This is a genomic window from Streptomyces sp. NPDC001002 (assembly GCF_053599215.1).
The window spans coordinates 1-14,627 of record NZ_JBSFLV010000056.1; the positions used below are offsets into that span (position 1 = coordinate 1).

Sequence of the window (14,627 nt, forward strand, 5' to 3'; positions counted from 1 at the left end):
GGAAAGCGAGCGGGTCAGCTCTTGGTGAAGCGGTACGTCTTGCTGTCCGTCAGCACACAGAAGCCCGGCGACACGACGATCACGCGCAGGGTGCCACCATGACGAGGGTGGGGCGCTGGAGCTGCTCGATCATCCACGCGGTGGTGGCGGACTTGCCGGTGCCGGTCGCGCCGAGCAGGACGACGTCCCTCTCGCCGGCCTCCACGCGCTTGGCCAGCTCGGCGATGGCCGCCGGCTGGTCGCCGCTGGGCTGGTAGGAGCTGACGACCTCGAAGGGCGCCACCGTGCGTTCGATGTTGGAAACGGGCCGCATGACACCAACCGTACGACCCGCCACTGACAACGCGGTCGGATCAGCGGTTCTGCGGGGTCCGTGAGCCGCGCTCGCCGACGTGGCGGCGGATGCGCGGCGACGAGTGGCGGCCCGGGTGGTGGATGTCGGGGTGGGGGTGGGCGGGGACGCCCGGCTTGTGTTCGACGGGGGTCCAGGCGGGTTTCGCGACCATCAGCGGGTCGAAGAGCACGACCACGCCGGCGAGCAGCAGGAAGGCCAGCGGGCCGACGAGCATGAGGGCGAGCAGGCCCGTGGTCGAGTCGCCGGTGGTGGGGTCGCTCGTGGTGTGCAGGTGGACGCTGAGGGCGGCCATGCCCATGTAGTGCATGCCGGTGACGGCGAGCCCCATGACGAGACTGGCGCCCACGCTCCACAGGATGCCCTTGACCTGTCCGGCCGCCCAGAGCGCGGCGGTGGCGGCGGCCATCGCGACGACGACGGAGGCGGCGACGGTGAGGGTGTTGTACTGGAGGGTTCCGTCCAGGCGCATGCCGGCCATGCCCAGGTAGTGCATGGAGGCGATGCCCAGACCGGTGATGGTGCCCCCGGTGAACAGGGCCGCTCCGGACGCGCCCTTGTAGCCGACTATGAAAATCCCGACGCCCACCATGACGACGGCGACGGCGAGGCTGGCGAACGTCATCGGCTTGTCGTAGTGGATCGGCGCCTGTTCGACCGTGAAGCCCATCATGGCGACGAAGTGCATGGTCCATATGCCGGAGCCGATGGCCGCCGAGCCGAGGGCGAGCCAGCCGGGGCGCCAGGAACCCGCGACGATCATGGATCTGGTGGTGCAGCGAAGGCCCAGAGCCCCGCCCAGGCAGGCCATGAGATAGGCCACCAGCGGTGTGACGAGTCCGTACCTGAATCCGTCGACCGTGCCTTGCATGCGCGGCTGTCCTTCCCGCCCTCTTGTGTCGCTGAATCCCCGAAATGCGCCCCCTCCCAGGACCGCCCGAGCGGCCAGGGTTGACGCAGAGAGTATGACCCCCGCCGGAATGGTCGAACGATTTTCCGGCAAAGAAACACGCTGTTGCCCCAGTTGTGCGGCCCTGGTGAGCGGGCTTGGACAACTCCATTCAATGTGTGGTCATTGTGCACCGTGCCGATCATCACCCTCTGCTGTCACAGTTGATCTGTCCGTGATCTCTCGACGCGAGGAGCACGCATGTACGCGCGCGTAGTCGCCGCCCTCACCGCCGCGCTCCTGGGGACCGTCGCCCTGCCGCTTCCCACCTCCGACGCCCGGGCGCGCGACGTCGTCGAGCCGCCCTCCGTCGTCGCCCACCGGGGTGCTTCCACCCTGGCTCCTGAGAACACCCTGGCCGCTGTCGACGCCGCGGCCGGGCTGGGCGTCGACTGGGTCGAGAACGACGTCCAGCGCACCAAGGACGGCGAACTCGTCGTGATCCACGACGACGGCCTGCGGCGCACGACCGACGTGGAGGAGGTCTTCCCCGGCCGTGCTCCGTGGAAGGTGAAGGACTTCACCGCGGCGGAGATCGCCCGCCTGGACGCGGGAAGCTGGTTCGCCTCCCGTTTCGCAGGGGTGCGCGTGCCCACCCTCGATCAGTACATGCGCCGGGTCGCGGACAACGGCCAGAACCTGCTGTTGGAGATCAAGAATCCGGAGCTGTACCCCGGCATCGAGCAGCAGATCCTGAAGCTTCTCGGCGACGAGGGCTGGCTGGATCGGCCGTATCCGGACAGCCGGCTGATCGTGCAGAGCTTCAGCGCGGACAGCATCCGGATCGTCCACGACCTCGCGCCCGGCGTCACCACTGCCCTCCTCGGGACACCGCCGGCGGCAGACCTCCCCGGGTACGCGGCCTTCACCGACGGGATCAACCCCTCGTACGCCTCGATCTCGACCGGGTACGTCTCCGCCGCACACGCCCTCACCGGCCCGCACGGCAGACCGCTCGCGGTCCTCGCCTGGACCGTCGACGACGCGGCGACCGCCCTGAGAGTGACCCGCTACGGCGTCGACGGCATCATCAGCAACAGGCCCGACGTGGTCCGGGAGGCGCTGCGCGAGCGGTGAATCCGGTCCGGCCTCTGGGAGCCGACGGCAGCCTGGCGCCCGTTCCCCGGGCGTTGTCAGTGGCGGGTCGTACGGTGGGCGCATGGACAGCCATGGGCAGTACGAGCAGCAGGTCGTGTGGGCGGTGGTCGACTCCGGGATCGGTCCGCTGCTGCTGGCCGCGACCCGGGAGGGCCTGGTCAACGTGGTCTTCCACGCCACGGACGCGGTGCGGGACCAGACCCTCGGCCGACTCGCGTCACGGCTCGGCAGCGAGCCCGTCGAGGACCCCGAATCCCCGCTGCTGGCCGAGGCGATAGCGCAGTTCGAGGCGTACTTCGCGGGCGAGCGGCACGACTTCGAACTGCCGCTGGACTGGTCGCTGATCTCCGGCTTCAACCGTCAGGTGCTGCGCGAGCTGGCGTCCGGCGTCAAGTTCGGCCATGTCGTCGGCTACGGGGACCTGGCCCGGCGGGTGGGGCAGCCGGGCGCGGCCCAGGCGGTGGGGACGGCGATGGGCTCCAACCCGCTGCCGATCGTGGTGCCCTGCCATCGGGTCGTGGAGAGCGACGGCGGCATCGGGGGCTTCGGGGGCGGCCTGGAGACGAAGCGTCAACTGCTGGCGCTGGAGGGCGTCCTGCCCGAGCCGCTGTTCTGAGATCTCTGCTCCGGAACCGCTGTTTCGAGACGACGGTGAGACGGGTCGCGCGAAGGGTGGCCGGAAGCCAGGGGCGGTAGCAGACTCCGCCGTGCGTACAGCCACAGGCATCCGCAAATCGGAGCCGAAGGGACGGCGATCACGCATGAGCGGAAACAGGGCAGTCGCATATCTCAAGCCGGGCGCGGTGGAAGTCAGGACCATCGACTACCCGACGCTTGAACTCCAGGACGGGCCCGGGGTCGCACCGGCCAACGTCGGCCGCAAATGCCGGCACGGTGTGATCCTCAAGGTGCTCGCCAGCAACATCTGCGGAAGCGACCAGCACATGGTGCGCGGGCGGACGACCGCGCCCGAAGGGCTGGTCCTCGGACACGAGATCACCGGAGAGGTCGTCGAACGGGGCCCTGACGTCGAGTTCATCGATGTCGGCGACATCGTCTCCGTACCGTTCAACATCGCCTGCGGCCGCTGCCGCAACTGCAAGGAGGGCCAGACCGGCATCTGCCTGAACGTCAACCCGGCCCGTCCCGGGGCGGCTTACGGCTATGTCGACATGGGCGGATGGGTCGGCGGCCAGGCCGAGTACGCCATGGTCCCGTACGCGGACTTCAACCTGCTGAGGTTCCCCGACCGGGACGAGGCGCGCGAGAAGCTGCTCGACCTCACCATGCTGTCGGACATCTTCCCGACCGGCTTCCACGGTGTGGTGTCCTCGGGCGCCGGTGTGGGCTCGACGGTGTACGTCGCCGGGGCCGGGCCGGTGGGTCTGGCGGCGGCCGCGTCGGCGCAGCTCCTGGGCGCCGCCGTCGTCATCGTGGGCGACCTCAACGCCGAACGCCTCGCCCAGGCGCGGAGTTTCGGCTGTGAGACCGTCGACGTCGCGCAGGGCAACATCGAGGAACAGATCGCGCAGATCCTCGGGGAGCCCGAGGTGGACGCCGCGGTCGACGCGGTCGGCTTCGAGGCCCGGGCGCACGGTCCGGACGCCCCGGAGGCGCCGGCGACCGTGCTGAACTCGCTGATGGGCATCACGCGCGCGGGCGGGGCGCTGGGCATCCCCGGGCTGTACGTCACCGACGACCCCGGTGGAGTCGACGAGGACGCCAAGTCCGGGACGCTGAAGGTGCGGCTCGGCCTGGGCTGGGCCAAGAGCCACCGGTTCACCACCGGTCAGTGCCCGGTGATGAAGTACCACCGTGGCCTGATGCAGGCGATCCGGCACGGGCGCGTGCACATCGCCAAGGCGGTCAACGCGACCGTCGTCGGCCTGGACGACGCGCCGCGCGGCTACGCCGAGTTCGACCAGGGCGCCAGCCGCAAGTACGTGCTCGATCCACACGGGGCGCTGAGGGGCGTACGACCCGTCTGAGCCTGTGAACACGGAGGGTGCCCACACGCCACGCGCGCGTGGGCACCCTTTTCCGTGCCGCCGTCTGCCGCTCTTCGGGGCCGCAGCTAGTCGTAGTGCCGGGCTTCGAAGACGTTCCCGTCCGGGTCGCGGAAGTAGAAGCTGCGGGTGGCGCTGCCGCGGGCGCCGAAGGAGTCGTAGGAGATCTTCGAGACGGGGACGGCGCGTTCCTCCAGGCGGTTGCGGAGGGTGTCGAAGTGCTCGGCGGGCAGGGCCAGGCAGACGTGGTTGACCGGGTGGCCCGAGCTGTCGGCGGCGCCGGGGAGCATCTTCATGCGCTCCGCCATGGAGTGCGGCATGAGGTCGATGATGGTCTCGTCGTTGAGCCGTACGGAGGGGAACGGGATGCTGCCCTCCGTGAACTCGGCGAGCCGTACGGGGCGCAGGCCGACCGCCTTGTCGTAGAAGTCGGCCGAGGCGACCGGGTCGGTCACCCACAGGACGACGTGGTCGAGACGTGTCGTGTTGTCCGTCATGCCCCTCAGGCTGGTGTCCTCCCCCACAGGCCGCAAGTGTTTGACCGGCTCTGTCGCTTGCCAGAGATGAGGGAAGACCCGATGACAGGAGTGAGGCGCGTGGTGCTGGTGGTGTCCGAAGAAGTGCGGGAGGCGATCGACGCGCGTCGACCCGTGGTGGCCCTGGAGTCCACGATCATCGCGCACGGGCTGCCGCGCCCGCGCAATCTGCAGGTGGCGCTGGAACTCGAGGACGTCGTACGGCGGGAGGGTGCCGTTCCCGCGACGATCGCGGTGCTCGACGGGCAGCCCCGAGTAGGGCTCGACAAGGAGCAGTTGGAGCGGGTCGCGAACGAGGACGGGATCCGCAAGCTGGGCCATCGGGACCTGCCGCTCGCGGTGGCGTCCGGGGCGAGCGGTGCGACCACCGTGTCGGCGACGGCGTTGCTGGCGGCCCTCGCGGGTGTGCGGGTGTTCGCGACGGGCGGTCTCGGCGGTGTGCACCGGGAGTGGACGGTGACGCAGGACGAGTCGGCCGACCTGGGGCTGCTCGCGCGGACGCGGATCACGGTGGTGTGCGCCGGTGTGAAGTCGATCCTGGACGTGCCGGCGACCCTGCAACGGCTGGAGACGCTGGGCGTGGCGGTGGCCGGGTACGGCACGGACCGCTTTCCCGGCTTCTATCTGTCGGACTCGGGGCATCCGGTGGACTGGACGCTGGACAGCCCGGAGCAGGTCGCGGCGGTCATGCGAGCGCAGGATGCGCTGGACGGGCCCGCGTCGGCACTGATCGTCGCCAACCCCGTGCCCGAGGAGGAGCAGCTCGATCCCGAACTGCACGCGCGTGTGCTCGCCGACGCGCTGCACGCGTGCGAGGCGGAGGGCATCACCGGCCAGGCCGTCACACCGTTCCTGCTCGGCTACCTGGTCGAGCACACCGACGGGGCCTCGCTGACCGCGAACCTGGCTGCGGTGCGCGGCAACGTACGGCTGGCGGCGCGGATCGCGGCGGCCCGGGCCGCGGCGTGACCACGGCACCCGGCGGGACGCTGCTGGTGGTCGGGGACGTCATCACGGACGTCGTCGCCCGGCACCGGGGGCCACTCGCCGCGGGGACGGACACGGCGGCCGCGATCCGGACGGTGCCGGGCGGCGCGGGCGCCAACGTGGCCTGCTGGGCGGCGCATTGGGGCTGCCCCGAGGTGCGGCTGCTCGGGCGGGTGGGCACGGACGCGGCCGCCTGGCATGAGCGAGAGCTGACCGCGTGCGGGGTACGGCCGCTGCTCGTCGTCGACGAGGAGGCGCCGACCGGGACAGTGATCTGCCTGGTGGACACGGGTGCTTCGGCCGAGCGGACGTTCCTCACCGACAGCGGCGCCGCCCTGCGCTTCGATCCCGGCGACTGGTCGGACGCGCTGCTCGACGGCGTGGCCCGACTGCACCTGTCCGGCTACCTGTTGTTCTCCGAGCCGAGCCGCGCGCTGGTCGCGGTGGCCCTGGAGTCGGCACGCGCGCGTGGTGTGCCGGTGAGCCTGGACCCGGCGTCGGCGGGTTTCCTCACCGAGCTGGGCGTCGACCGCTTCCTGGAACTCGTCGCCGGGGTGGACGTCCTGCTGCCCAGCCGGGACGAGGCCTGTCTGCTCACCGGGCTGCCCGACCCGGCCGACGCGGCGGCGAAACTGAGCCGGTACGCCCCGCTGGTGATCACCAAACAGGGCGCGGAGGGCGCGCTGGTCGCCCGCTCCGGAGCGGTGCGCGCCCAGGTCCCCGCGACGCCGGCCATGCCCCGGGACACCACGGGAGCCGGAGACGCCTTCACCGGCGCGTTCCTCGCCGCGCTGCTCACGGGCGCCGAGCCCGAGGCCGCGGCACGCGAGGGGTGCCGGGCGGGGGCGCTGGCGGTCGAGCGGGTGGGCGGGCGACCGCCGGGGCGGGGCGAGGGTGAGGGTGGGCGAGGGTAAGCGGGTGGGGTGAGGGCCGGCGGGGCTTCGACGACGAGGTGAGGGCTGGCGGGCTGCGGCAGCCAGTGACGAGGCTGCGGCAGCCAGGTGCGGGCTGGCAGGGCCTAGGCGGCTAGGCGGCTAGGCGGCTAGGCGGCTAGGCGGCTAGGCGGCTAGGCCGAGACTGGCGGAGCCGAGGCAGCGCGGCCAAGACCAGCGGGGTCCGGGCGGTGAGGGTGCGGGCGGGCCCCCCGACCGCCCAACTCCCCACTCCTCCCCCCACTCCACTCCCCTCCCTACGCCTTGCGCCCCCACGCCGAGATCATCGGTGCCGTGGCCAGGTCCATGTCGCCGGTCGCGATGTTGGCCAGGTGGCGGTCGATGTCCTCGTCGGTCGCGATGCCGGCGGTGACGAGTTGCTCGCGGATCTGGCGGATGGTCGCCGATTCCAGGGCCGTGCAGGCGGGTGAGGTGACCGGGAAGTAGGCGTCGGCCTCGACGCGGCGCAGTCCGGCCTCGCGGAGCAGCCGCGGGAGTGTGCGGCCGTAGGAGAGGTCGGCGCCCCGCTCGGCGAGGAGTTCGCGGAAGCCCTGTCGCAGCCGGTTGGCGAGCTGCTCTTCGGGGCCGTGTTCGTCGGGGCTGGTCAAGGGCTGCAGGGCAGGGTCGGCGTCCTCGATCAGGAGGTGTCCGCCGGGGCGCAGGGACTTGATCATCGAGTGCAACGCCCGTTCCCGGTCCGGCACATGGACCAGGACGAGCCGGGCGTGGACCAGGTCGAAGCCCTCGCCCGGGGGTTCCTCGGCGGCGACGTCGTGGACGCGGACCGCCACCGGCGGGCGGGCGGCCGGGGTCAGTCGGGAGGTGTCGATGTCGGTCGCGACGACCTTGCCGGTGGGGCCGACCTTCTTCGCCAGCCAGGACACCACGGAGGTGCCGCCGGCGCCGACCTCCCAGCAGCGCCAGCCGGGTCCGATGCCGAACCGGTCGAGGTGGCGGAAGGTCGTGGGGTCGAAGAGGGTGGCGAAGGCGTCGAAGCGCTCCTGGGCCTCGGACTGCCGGTTGGTGAGGAGATAGCCCTCGGTTCGCGTCATGCCGCGATCATCCCAGTTGCCCGGCTCGGCGGATGGGGACGACGCGGCCGACCCTTCGTCCACAGGCGGGAACAAAGCGGAACATTCTGTTCCCACAGGCTTACCCGCGGCTCACGCCGACCTGGCAAACTGGCCGACCAAGGCGCAGGAACGCGGCACGGGCCGTCGTTCCGTGCGTCAGATCCGGGGAGATCCACGCAAGGAGATCCAAATGTCCATGGCAGGGAATCTGCGGAAGGTCACGAGCCTCGGCAGGGTCGGCGGCCTCCGCAAGGTGGCACGGCTGGCCCGGCGGCGCCCCCGCGTCGACCTGAGCCACCATGCCCGGTCTCCGCTGGGCTCCTCTGTGGTGAACTGCGTGACGTACCGGGAGGGCGAGCGGGTGCCCGGCGGCAGCGATCTCGTCGACACGGTGGAGCAGGTGCGCAAGCACCGGGACGGATTCGTGTGGCTCGGGCTGCACGAGCCGACGGACCGGGAGTTCGCCGGCATCGCCGAGCTCTTCGACCTGCACCCGCTGGCCGTCGAGGACGCGGTCGAGGCCCATCAGCGCCCGAAGTTGGAGCGGTACGGCGAGACGCTGTTCGCGGTGTTCAAGACGGTCTGTTACGTCGAGCACGAGAAGCTGACGGCGACGAGCGAGGTGGTGGACACCGGCGAGATCATGGTCTTCGTCGGCGAGGACTTCGTGATCACGGTGCGGCACGGCCGGCACGGTTCGCTGGGCCCGCTGCGCGAGGAGTTGGAGTCCAGCCCGCAGCAGCTCGCCAAGGGCCCGGCGGCGGTGCTGCACGCGATCGCGGACCACGTCGTCGACGATTATCTGAGCGTCACGGACTCGGTCCAGGCGGACATCGACCAGGTCGAGACGGACGTGTTCGCGGAGAACGGCGCGCGGGCCGACCCCGGGCGCATCTACCAGATGAAGCGCGAACTGCTGGAGCTGAAGCGGGCGGTGGTGCCGCTCGCCCGGCCGATCGAGGATCTCGCCACCCGGCCGATCCGCGTGGTCGACCCGGAGATACAGGCCTACTTCAGGGACGTCTTCGACCACCTCATGCGGGCGAAGGAGCAGATCGCCTCCTTCGACGAACTGCTCAACTCGATCCTCCAGGCCCACCTCGCACAGGTCACCGTCGCGCAGAACGAGGACATGCGCAAGATCACCGCCTGGGCCGCGGTGATCGCGGTCCCGACGATGGTCTGCGGGGTGTACGGCATGAACTTCGATCACATGCCGGAGCTGCACTGGAAGTTCGGGTATCCCCTGGTCATAGGCGTGATATCCGTCGCGTGTCTGTCGCTGTACCGCGGCTTCCGGCGCAACGGCTGGCTCTGACACACGCGGTCGCCGCGGGGTGGGGTTGGTCGGCGGGGAGGGTCGGCGGGCACCGTCAGCGGTACCCGCCGGGCGGCCACGGTCCGGTCAGCGGGGACCGGTCCTGGCGTAGACGCTCTCCGCCCAGGAGGCGATCTGCTCCTCCGTCAGATGCTGGGCTAGGTCGGCCTCGCTGATCATGCCGACCAGACGCTTGTTCTCGATGACGGGGAGCCGGCGGATCTGGTGGCTCTGCATCTCCTGGAGCACGTCGCCGACGTCGGCGCCCGAGTCGATCCAGCGGGGGGTGCCCTGGGCCATCTCGCCGGCGGTGATCTTGGCCGGGTCGTGGCCCATGGCCACACAGCCGACGACGATGTCCCGGTCGGTGAGGATGCCGCAGAGCCGCTCGTTCGCGTCGCTGATGGGCAGGGCTCCGACGTTCAGCTCGCGCATCAGCTGGGCCGCGCGGTCCAGCGTCTCGTGGGCGGGGATCCACTGGGCGCCCCGGTGCATGATGTCTCCGGCGGTGGTCATGGAGTACCTCCTGATGCCGGGCGGCCGGCGCGGCACGGGGAGCACCGCTGGTCCCGGCGCCCTACATTCTCGCCGCGCGAGAGGACGGACGCACCCGGAACCGGGCGGTAACGGCGGAGCCGGATCGAGCAGGCGCACGGGCAGGCGGACCGGGCAGACGCACGGGCAGGCGCAAGGCGACGTTCAGACCGAGAAGCCGACGATCTTCTTCGGGACGACACGGATGATCAAGCGGACCTCGTCGTCCTTCTCGGCGGGCGGGTCGACGCCGAGGTACTTGTGCGAGAGCTCGTGCGGGAGGCGCTTGTCGGGGTCCGGGAGGATCTCGGCAGTGCCGCGGATCTCGACCGAGGTGTAGGGGTCGGCGAGGTCGAAGACCGAGAGGCTGACACGGGGGTCGCGACGGAGGTTGCGCACCTTCTGACGCCCGTCGGTGGAGGAGAAGAGGACGGTGTCGCCCTCGCGTTTGATCCAGACCACGGAGTTCTGCGGGGAACCGTCGGGGCCGAGGGTGGCGACACCGGCGAAGTTCTTGCCGTCGAGGAGGGCGCGGACCGGTTCGTCGAAGGAGATCGTCATGGCATCAGAGTAATTACATGCACGTGCATTGAAAAGCGATTCGCCCGATCAACCACTCGCCCGTTCAACCGTTCCACGCCGGATGGCGTGGGTCGTCGGCGCGGACCAGGACGTCGGCGGTGGTGGCGGGGTCGGTCTCGTCGGTGTAGCGCTCGTAGGCGGGGAGGGTCCAGTGGTCGGTTTCGGGGGTGCGGCGGCGCAGGGCGCCGGGGGTGAGGAGGACATGGACAGTCAGGTCGAAGGGGAACCAGTGGCGCAGCAGGAGGGGGCCGTGGAGCAACAGGAAGCCACCGGGCGGGAGTTGGACGTGGGGGCTGCGGGTGGCGCGGTCGGTGACCGGGTCCCAGAGGTCGGGCAGGACGCGTCCGTCGCCGCCGGGTTCGAGGGGGCCGAAGACCTCGCGCCACAGGGCGCCGGTGTCGAACCAGCCGTCGTAGTAGGCCTCCACGTCGTGGCGGCCGTACTCCAGGCGCAGCGAGGCCGGGCGCAGGAAGCCTTCCGTGCCTACGGTCAGCGAGGGGCGGCCGTGTATGCGCAGCGCCTGGCCCACGCGTTCGGTGAGTTCTCCCGGCCGGGCCGCCGGGGCGCCGTCGAAGGCGATACGCGGCCAGGGGCTGCCGTCGGCCGGCTTCAGGTCGAGCAGGCGCTCGGCGAGGAGGTCGCCGAGCCGGTCCCAGGTGATCGCTTCGAGTCGCACAGGGCCCATGATGCGCCAGTCGCCGGGTGGGGTGCGGTGTCCTGCGGCCGGAGTCGGGGGCGCGGACCCGCAAGGCGGGGTCACAGGCCGGTCAGGGGGAATGACATACGTATGGCGCGCCTCTCAACTCCCCCGCACCTCACCGGACTTCTCGTCATTCAGCCGCTCAGGAGGCGGTACTGCGCGGAGTGTCGGACGGGGCCGTTGACGCTGCTGGTGCTGGAAGAGGGCACGCCGAGGTGTCTGGACTGTGCCGACCTAGGGCATCTGGTGTTCCTGCCGCGCGGCGACACCGCGCTGACACGCCGGTCGCGGGAGGAGAGCGGTCTTTCGGCGGTCGTGGTGCGGTTCAACCGGCGCAAGAGCCGGTACGAGCGGCAGGGCGTCCTGGTCGAGGAGGCGGGGCTCGCCCGGGCCGAGGAGCGGTGCCTGGCGGACGCGGAGGCACGACGGCGCCGCCGGATACGGGACGCGCGGCGCCGGGCGGCTGAGGACGTCCGGTTCGCGGAGGCGTTCGCGGCGGAGATACGGCGGCTGTTTCCCGGGTGCCCGGCGGAACGGGCACGGGAGATCGCCGGCCACGCGTCGGCGCGCGGCAGCGGGCGCGTGGGCCGGAGCGCGGCGGGGCGGGCACTGTCCGAGGTGGCGGTGATATCGGCGGTCGTGGCATCCGTACGGCACGTGGACACGCCGTACGACCAGTTGCTGATGAGCGGGGTGCCACGGCATGAGGCGCGACGACGGATCGGGGGGACGGTGGACGGGGTGCTGCGGGGGTGGCGGGATGGCTGACCTGCTGTGGGACGACGTCAAGGCCTTCTTCGACCCTGACCTGATGGGGGCGCTGCCGGACGTACTTGTTCCCGAGACCTCGGTGGAGGACTGGCAGGCGGTCCTCGATCTGGTCGGCGCGAGCGGCTGGACGTGTCACTACTCCGAGGGCGAGGCAGTACTCCCGGTGCCTCGCGCGGAGGCCGTGCTGTCGCGCCCGGCTGACGCCGAGTGCCCGGAACTGCGGGTCTGGCCGACCGCTGACGTGTTGGCGATCTTCCGCTTCCACTCGGTGGAGGAGATCGACTTCGACGTTGATCTGCGGGAGCTCCAGGGCCAGGAGCGGCTCGACGTGTTCTGCGGCTTCCTCACCATCATCGGGCGACGGCTGGGCAAGCCGGTGGTGATGTATGGCGAGGGCGGCGCTCCCCTCCATCCGGTTCTCGGGTTCGATGTTGAGAGCGATCAGGTGGTCCTGTTGGCGAAATCGCGCCCCGACTGACCGCGGGCAGGCTGGCCACAGCCAGCTCAGGCCGGGTGGACGCTCGCTTATGTTCGCGAGGCATTTGGGCATGGTCTCCGGGGAGGTGCCGGGATTCACTTGTGGTGGTGGCGGGTGGTGCCGGGCGGGGGCTCGGCCTATACGGGGAGTTGATGTTCGGATGATCGATGGACCGTACTTCGTGCTGGTGGTGCTGGGGGTGCTCGGGACCGGGCTGATCGCCGGGGTCTTCTGTGGTTTCTCCACGTTTGTGATGAGGGCGCTGGCCGCGTTGCCGAAGGCGCAGGGCGTGGCCGCGATGAACTCGATCAACGTGTGCGCGCTGCAGCCGCCGTTCATGCTCGTGTTCCTCGGGTCGGCGGTGCTGTGCGCGGTGATCGCGGTGGTGACGTTCGTGGTGTGGCCGGACGAGGGGACGGTGGAGCTGCTGGTGGGCAGCGCGCTGTATCTGTTCGGCTCGTTCGGGGTGACCATGGTGGCGAACGTGCCGCGCAACGATGCCCTGCTGAAGTTGGAGCCGGGCACCCCGGAGGCGGCCACGTACTGGCCGACGTACGTGCGCGAGTGGACGATGTGGAACACCGTGCGCACGATCGCCTCGTCCGGCGCGGCGGTGTCGTACGTGCTGGCACTCACCTGAGGGTGCGCTGAGGGCTTTCGAGCGGGGAGCTGGGAGAAGCCTGTGGGGCGGGGGCGGAAAGCGTGGTCCGTCCACTCTGCGCAGGTGGCCGATGGGCCGTATCGTGGCCGAAAGAGTGCCGCCCGATGACGCACGGCCTGTCGCATGCGGACGCAAGGAAGACGGCCATGGCCGATCCCAAGGGATTCATGACCACGCCTCGCAGGGACTGGCCCCGTCGGCCGGTCGAGGAGCGGGTCCGGGACTGGGACGAGGTGTACGTCCCGGGGGCGCTGCTGCCCATCATCGACAAGCAGGCCGATCGCTGCATGGACTGCGGCATCCCGTTCTGCCACGACGCCTGTCCGCTGGGCAATCTGATCCCCGAGTGGAACGACCTGGTGAGCCGGGACGACTGGCGGGCGGCGGCGGACCGGCTGCACGCGACGAACAACTTCCCCGAGTTCACGGGGCGGTTGTGTCCGGCGCCGTGCGAGGCGGGGTGCGTGCTCGCCATCAACCAGCCCGCGGTCACCATCAAGAACGTCGAGGTCGCCATCGCCGACCAGGCCTGGGAGTTGGGGCTCACGCCACCGCGTCCGCCGGACCGGTTGTCGGGGCGGACGGTCGCGGTGATCGGGTCGGGGCCGACCGGTCTCGCCGCGGCGCAGCAGTTGACCCGGGCCGGGCACACGGTCGCGGTGTACGAGAAGGACGACCGGCTCGGCGGGCTGATGCGGTACGGCATCCCGGAGTTCAAGATGGAGAAGCGGCATCTGGAACGGCGGATCGAGCAGATGCGGGCCGAGGGGACGAAGTTCCGCACGTCGACGGCGGTCGGGCGGGACGTGGGGGCGGCGGAGCTGCGGGCGCGGTACGACGCCGTGGTGATCGCGACGGGGGCGACCGCGTGGCGCGAACTGCCGGTTCCGGGGCGGGAGTTGGCCGGGGTCCAGCAGGCGATGGAGTATCTTCCGCTGGCCAACCGGGTGTGCGAGGGCGACTTGGCCGACTCCCCGATGTCGGCCGCCGGGAAGCACGTCGTCATCGTCGGCGGCGGTGACACGGGGGCCGACTGTCTGGGCACCGCGGTGCGTGAAGGGGCCGTGTCCGTAAGCCAGTTGGACATCTACGCCCAGCCGGACGCCGAGCGCGACGAGGAGGCCGAGCCCTGGCCGACGTATCCGAAGATCTACCGGCTGTCGGCCGCGCACGAGGAGGCCGGGGACCTGCGGACGGCACCGGCGGCGCACGCGGACGCGCGGCTGTTCGCGGCGTCCACGCTCCGCTTCACCGGCGACGAGGACGGGCATGTGCGGTCGCTGCACCTCGTCGAGGTCGACGCGGCGCGTCGGCCCGTCGCGGACAGCGGACGGACCCTGCCCGCCGACCTCGTGCTGCTCGCCCTCGGTTTCTCCGGGCCCGCCCGGGCGGACGGGCTCGTCGACCAGTTGGGCCTTGCGATGGATCCGCGCGGCACGATCACGCGGGACGCCGACTTCGCGACGAACGTCCCCGGGGTGTTCGCCGCCGGGGACGCGGCGCGCGGGCAGTCGCTGATCGTGTGGGCGATCGCGGAGGGGCGGGCGGTGGCGGCGGCCGTCGACCGCCATCTGACGGGGAGTTCGCGACTGCCGGCGCCGATCGGGCCGTACGACCGGCCGATGACGGTGTAGAGGCGGACCCCGGCTC

16 protein-coding genes and 1 pseudogene are annotated in these 14,627 nt (G+C 70.9%); 10 read left to right on the forward strand and 7 right to left on the reverse strand.

The window, feature by feature from the left end; genetic code table 11:
* Positions 1 to 97 precede the first annotated feature (97 nt).
* A pseudogene (locus ACWDR3_RS24710) lies at positions 98 to 313 on the reverse strand (DEAD/DEAH box helicase family protein); the annotation flags it as partial.
* Between the two features lie 40 nt (positions 314 to 353).
* On the reverse strand, positions 354 to 1,223 hold the full coding sequence (locus tag ACWDR3_RS24715) for an MHYT domain-containing protein (protein ID WP_450354716.1): 870 nt from the start codon (positions 1,221 to 1,223) through the stop codon (positions 354 to 356).
* Between the two features lie 279 nt (positions 1,224 to 1,502).
* On the opposite strand from ACWDR3_RS24715, the gene ACWDR3_RS24720 reads away from it, so the two are divergent.
* The 3 genes from ACWDR3_RS24720 to fdhA all read left to right on the forward strand — a co-directional run bounded on the left by ACWDR3_RS24720 (position 1,503) and on the right by fdhA (position 4,387).
* Entirely contained in the window at positions 1,503 to 2,378 is an 876-nt protein-coding gene (locus ACWDR3_RS24720; RefSeq protein ID WP_450354717.1) for a glycerophosphodiester phosphodiesterase, read from the forward strand.
* An 82-nt stretch (positions 2,379 to 2,460) separates the two neighbouring features.
* Positions 2,461 to 3,015 carry a methylated-DNA--[protein]-cysteine S-methyltransferase gene (locus ACWDR3_RS24725; RefSeq protein WP_450354718.1) on the forward strand — a complete coding sequence of 185 codons (555 nt, stop codon included), beginning with the start codon at positions 2,461 to 2,463 and terminating at the stop codon, positions 3,013 to 3,015.
* Between the two features lie 145 nt (positions 3,016 to 3,160).
* On the forward strand, positions 3,161 to 4,387 hold the full coding sequence (gene fdhA, locus ACWDR3_RS24730) for a formaldehyde dehydrogenase, glutathione-independent (RefSeq protein ID WP_450354719.1): 1,227 nt from the start codon (positions 3,161 to 3,163) through the stop codon (positions 4,385 to 4,387).
* Between the two features lie 86 nt (positions 4,388 to 4,473).
* On the opposite strand, the gene ACWDR3_RS24735 is transcribed toward fdhA, so the two are convergent.
* Positions 4,474 to 4,902, reverse strand: a complete 429-nt coding sequence (locus ACWDR3_RS24735; RefSeq protein ID WP_450354720.1) for a VOC family protein — start codon at positions 4,900 to 4,902, stop codon at positions 4,474 to 4,476.
* 99 nt (positions 4,903 to 5,001) lie between these two features.
* Here ACWDR3_RS24735 and ACWDR3_RS24740 point away from each other — a divergent pair, with 99 nt between their 5' ends.
* Positions 5,002 to 5,910, forward strand: coding sequence for a pseudouridine-5'-phosphate glycosidase (locus ACWDR3_RS24740; protein WP_450354772.1), 909 nt, complete (start codon positions 5,002 to 5,004; stop codon positions 5,908 to 5,910).
* Entirely contained in the window at positions 5,907 to 6,842 is a 936-nt protein-coding gene (locus tag ACWDR3_RS24745) for a carbohydrate kinase family protein (RefSeq protein ID WP_450354721.1), read from the forward strand. The genes ACWDR3_RS24740 and ACWDR3_RS24745 overlap by 4 nt, the downstream gene beginning before the upstream one ends.
* Before the next feature lie 275 nt (positions 6,843 to 7,117).
* On the opposite strand, the gene ACWDR3_RS24750 is transcribed toward ACWDR3_RS24745, so the two are convergent.
* Positions 7,118 to 7,912, reverse strand: a complete 795-nt coding sequence (locus ACWDR3_RS24750) for a methyltransferase domain-containing protein (RefSeq protein ID WP_450354722.1) — start codon at positions 7,910 to 7,912, stop codon at positions 7,118 to 7,120.
* Positions 7,913 to 8,123: 211 nt separating this feature from the next.
* Between ACWDR3_RS24750 and ACWDR3_RS24755 the strand changes: the two genes are divergently transcribed.
* Entirely contained in the window at positions 8,124 to 9,251 is a 1,128-nt protein-coding gene (locus tag ACWDR3_RS24755) for a magnesium and cobalt transport protein CorA (protein WP_450354723.1), read from the forward strand.
* Between the two features lie 87 nt (positions 9,252 to 9,338).
* Here ACWDR3_RS24755 and ACWDR3_RS24760 read toward each other — a convergent pair whose 3' ends face one another.
* The 3 genes from ACWDR3_RS24760 to ACWDR3_RS24770 form a co-directional block, all read right to left on the reverse strand.
* Positions 9,339 to 9,767 carry a CBS domain-containing protein gene (locus tag ACWDR3_RS24760; RefSeq protein WP_450354724.1) on the reverse strand — a complete coding sequence of 143 codons (429 nt, stop codon included), beginning with the start codon at positions 9,765 to 9,767 and terminating at the stop codon, positions 9,339 to 9,341.
* Between the two features lie 183 nt (positions 9,768 to 9,950).
* Positions 9,951 to 10,346 (reverse strand): PPOX class F420-dependent oxidoreductase, encoded by a 396-nt coding sequence (locus tag ACWDR3_RS24765; RefSeq protein WP_450354725.1) that lies wholly within the window; start codon positions 10,344 to 10,346, stop codon positions 9,951 to 9,953.
* A gap of 64 nt (positions 10,347 to 10,410) precedes the next feature.
* Complete coding sequence (locus ACWDR3_RS24770) at positions 10,411 to 11,052, reverse strand: uridine kinase (RefSeq protein WP_450354726.1); 642 nt, start codon at positions 11,050 to 11,052, stop codon at positions 10,411 to 10,413.
* A 102-nt stretch (positions 11,053 to 11,154) separates the two neighbouring features.
* Here ACWDR3_RS24770 and ACWDR3_RS24775 point away from each other — a divergent pair, with 102 nt between their 5' ends.
* From ACWDR3_RS24775 to ACWDR3_RS24790, 4 genes are all read left to right on the forward strand, one after another.
* Positions 11,155 to 11,835, forward strand: coding sequence for a DUF2293 domain-containing protein (locus ACWDR3_RS24775; RefSeq protein ID WP_450354727.1), 681 nt, complete (start codon positions 11,155 to 11,157; stop codon positions 11,833 to 11,835).
* Complete coding sequence (locus tag ACWDR3_RS24780; protein ID WP_450354728.1) at positions 11,828 to 12,316, forward strand: hypothetical protein; 489 nt, start codon at positions 11,828 to 11,830, stop codon at positions 12,314 to 12,316. The genes ACWDR3_RS24775 and ACWDR3_RS24780 overlap by 8 nt, the downstream gene beginning before the upstream one ends.
* 160 nt (positions 12,317 to 12,476) lie before the next feature.
* The gene (locus tag ACWDR3_RS24785) at positions 12,477 to 12,956 is read left to right on the forward strand and encodes an anthrone oxygenase family protein (RefSeq protein ID WP_450354729.1); all 480 of its coding nucleotides are present in this window, start codon (positions 12,477 to 12,479) and stop codon (positions 12,954 to 12,956) included.
* A 167-nt stretch (positions 12,957 to 13,123) separates the two neighbouring features.
* Complete coding sequence (locus tag ACWDR3_RS24790) at positions 13,124 to 14,611, forward strand: glutamate synthase subunit beta (RefSeq protein ID WP_450354730.1); 1,488 nt, start codon at positions 13,124 to 13,126, stop codon at positions 14,609 to 14,611.
* The last annotated feature ends 16 nt before the right edge of the window (positions 14,612 to 14,627 follow it).

Bases quoted from the DNA above. Each gene is read 5' to 3' on its own strand.
- ACWDR3_RS24715 (WP_450354716.1), bottom strand. From the start codon at position 1,223: ATGCAAGGCACGGTCGACGGATTCAGGTACGGACTCGTCACACCGCTG.
- ACWDR3_RS24720 (WP_450354717.1), top strand. From the start codon at position 1,503: ATGTACGCGCGCGTAGTCGCCGCCCTCACCGCCGCGCTCCTGGGGACC.
- ACWDR3_RS24725 (WP_450354718.1), top strand. From the start codon at position 2,461: ATGGACAGCCATGGGCAGTACGAGCAGCAGGTCGTGTGGGCGGTGGTC.
- fdhA (WP_450354719.1), top strand. From the start codon at position 3,161: ATGAGCGGAAACAGGGCAGTCGCATATCTCAAGCCGGGCGCGGTGGAA.
- ACWDR3_RS24735 (WP_450354720.1), bottom strand. From the start codon at position 4,902: ATGACGGACAACACGACACGTCTCGACCACGTCGTCCTGTGGGTGACC.
- ACWDR3_RS24750 (WP_450354722.1), bottom strand. From the start codon at position 7,912: ATGACGCGAACCGAGGGCTATCTCCTCACCAACCGGCAGTCCGAGGCC.
- ACWDR3_RS24755 (WP_450354723.1), top strand. From the start codon at position 8,124: ATGTCCATGGCAGGGAATCTGCGGAAGGTCACGAGCCTCGGCAGGGTC.
- ACWDR3_RS24760 (WP_450354724.1), bottom strand. From the start codon at position 9,767: ATGACCACCGCCGGAGACATCATGCACCGGGGCGCCCAGTGGATCCCC.
- ACWDR3_RS24765 (WP_450354725.1), bottom strand. From the start codon at position 10,346: ATGACGATCTCCTTCGACGAACCGGTCCGCGCCCTCCTCGACGGCAAG.
- ACWDR3_RS24770 (WP_450354726.1), bottom strand. From the start codon at position 11,052: ATGGGCCCTGTGCGACTCGAAGCGATCACCTGGGACCGGCTCGGCGAC.
- ACWDR3_RS24775 (WP_450354727.1), top strand. From the start codon at position 11,155: ATGGCGCGCCTCTCAACTCCCCCGCACCTCACCGGACTTCTCGTCATT.
- ACWDR3_RS24780 (WP_450354728.1), top strand. From the start codon at position 11,828: ATGGCTGACCTGCTGTGGGACGACGTCAAGGCCTTCTTCGACCCTGAC.
- ACWDR3_RS24785 (WP_450354729.1), top strand. From the start codon at position 12,477: ATGATCGATGGACCGTACTTCGTGCTGGTGGTGCTGGGGGTGCTCGGG.
- ACWDR3_RS24790 (WP_450354730.1), top strand. From the start codon at position 13,124: ATGGCCGATCCCAAGGGATTCATGACCACGCCTCGCAGGGACTGGCCC.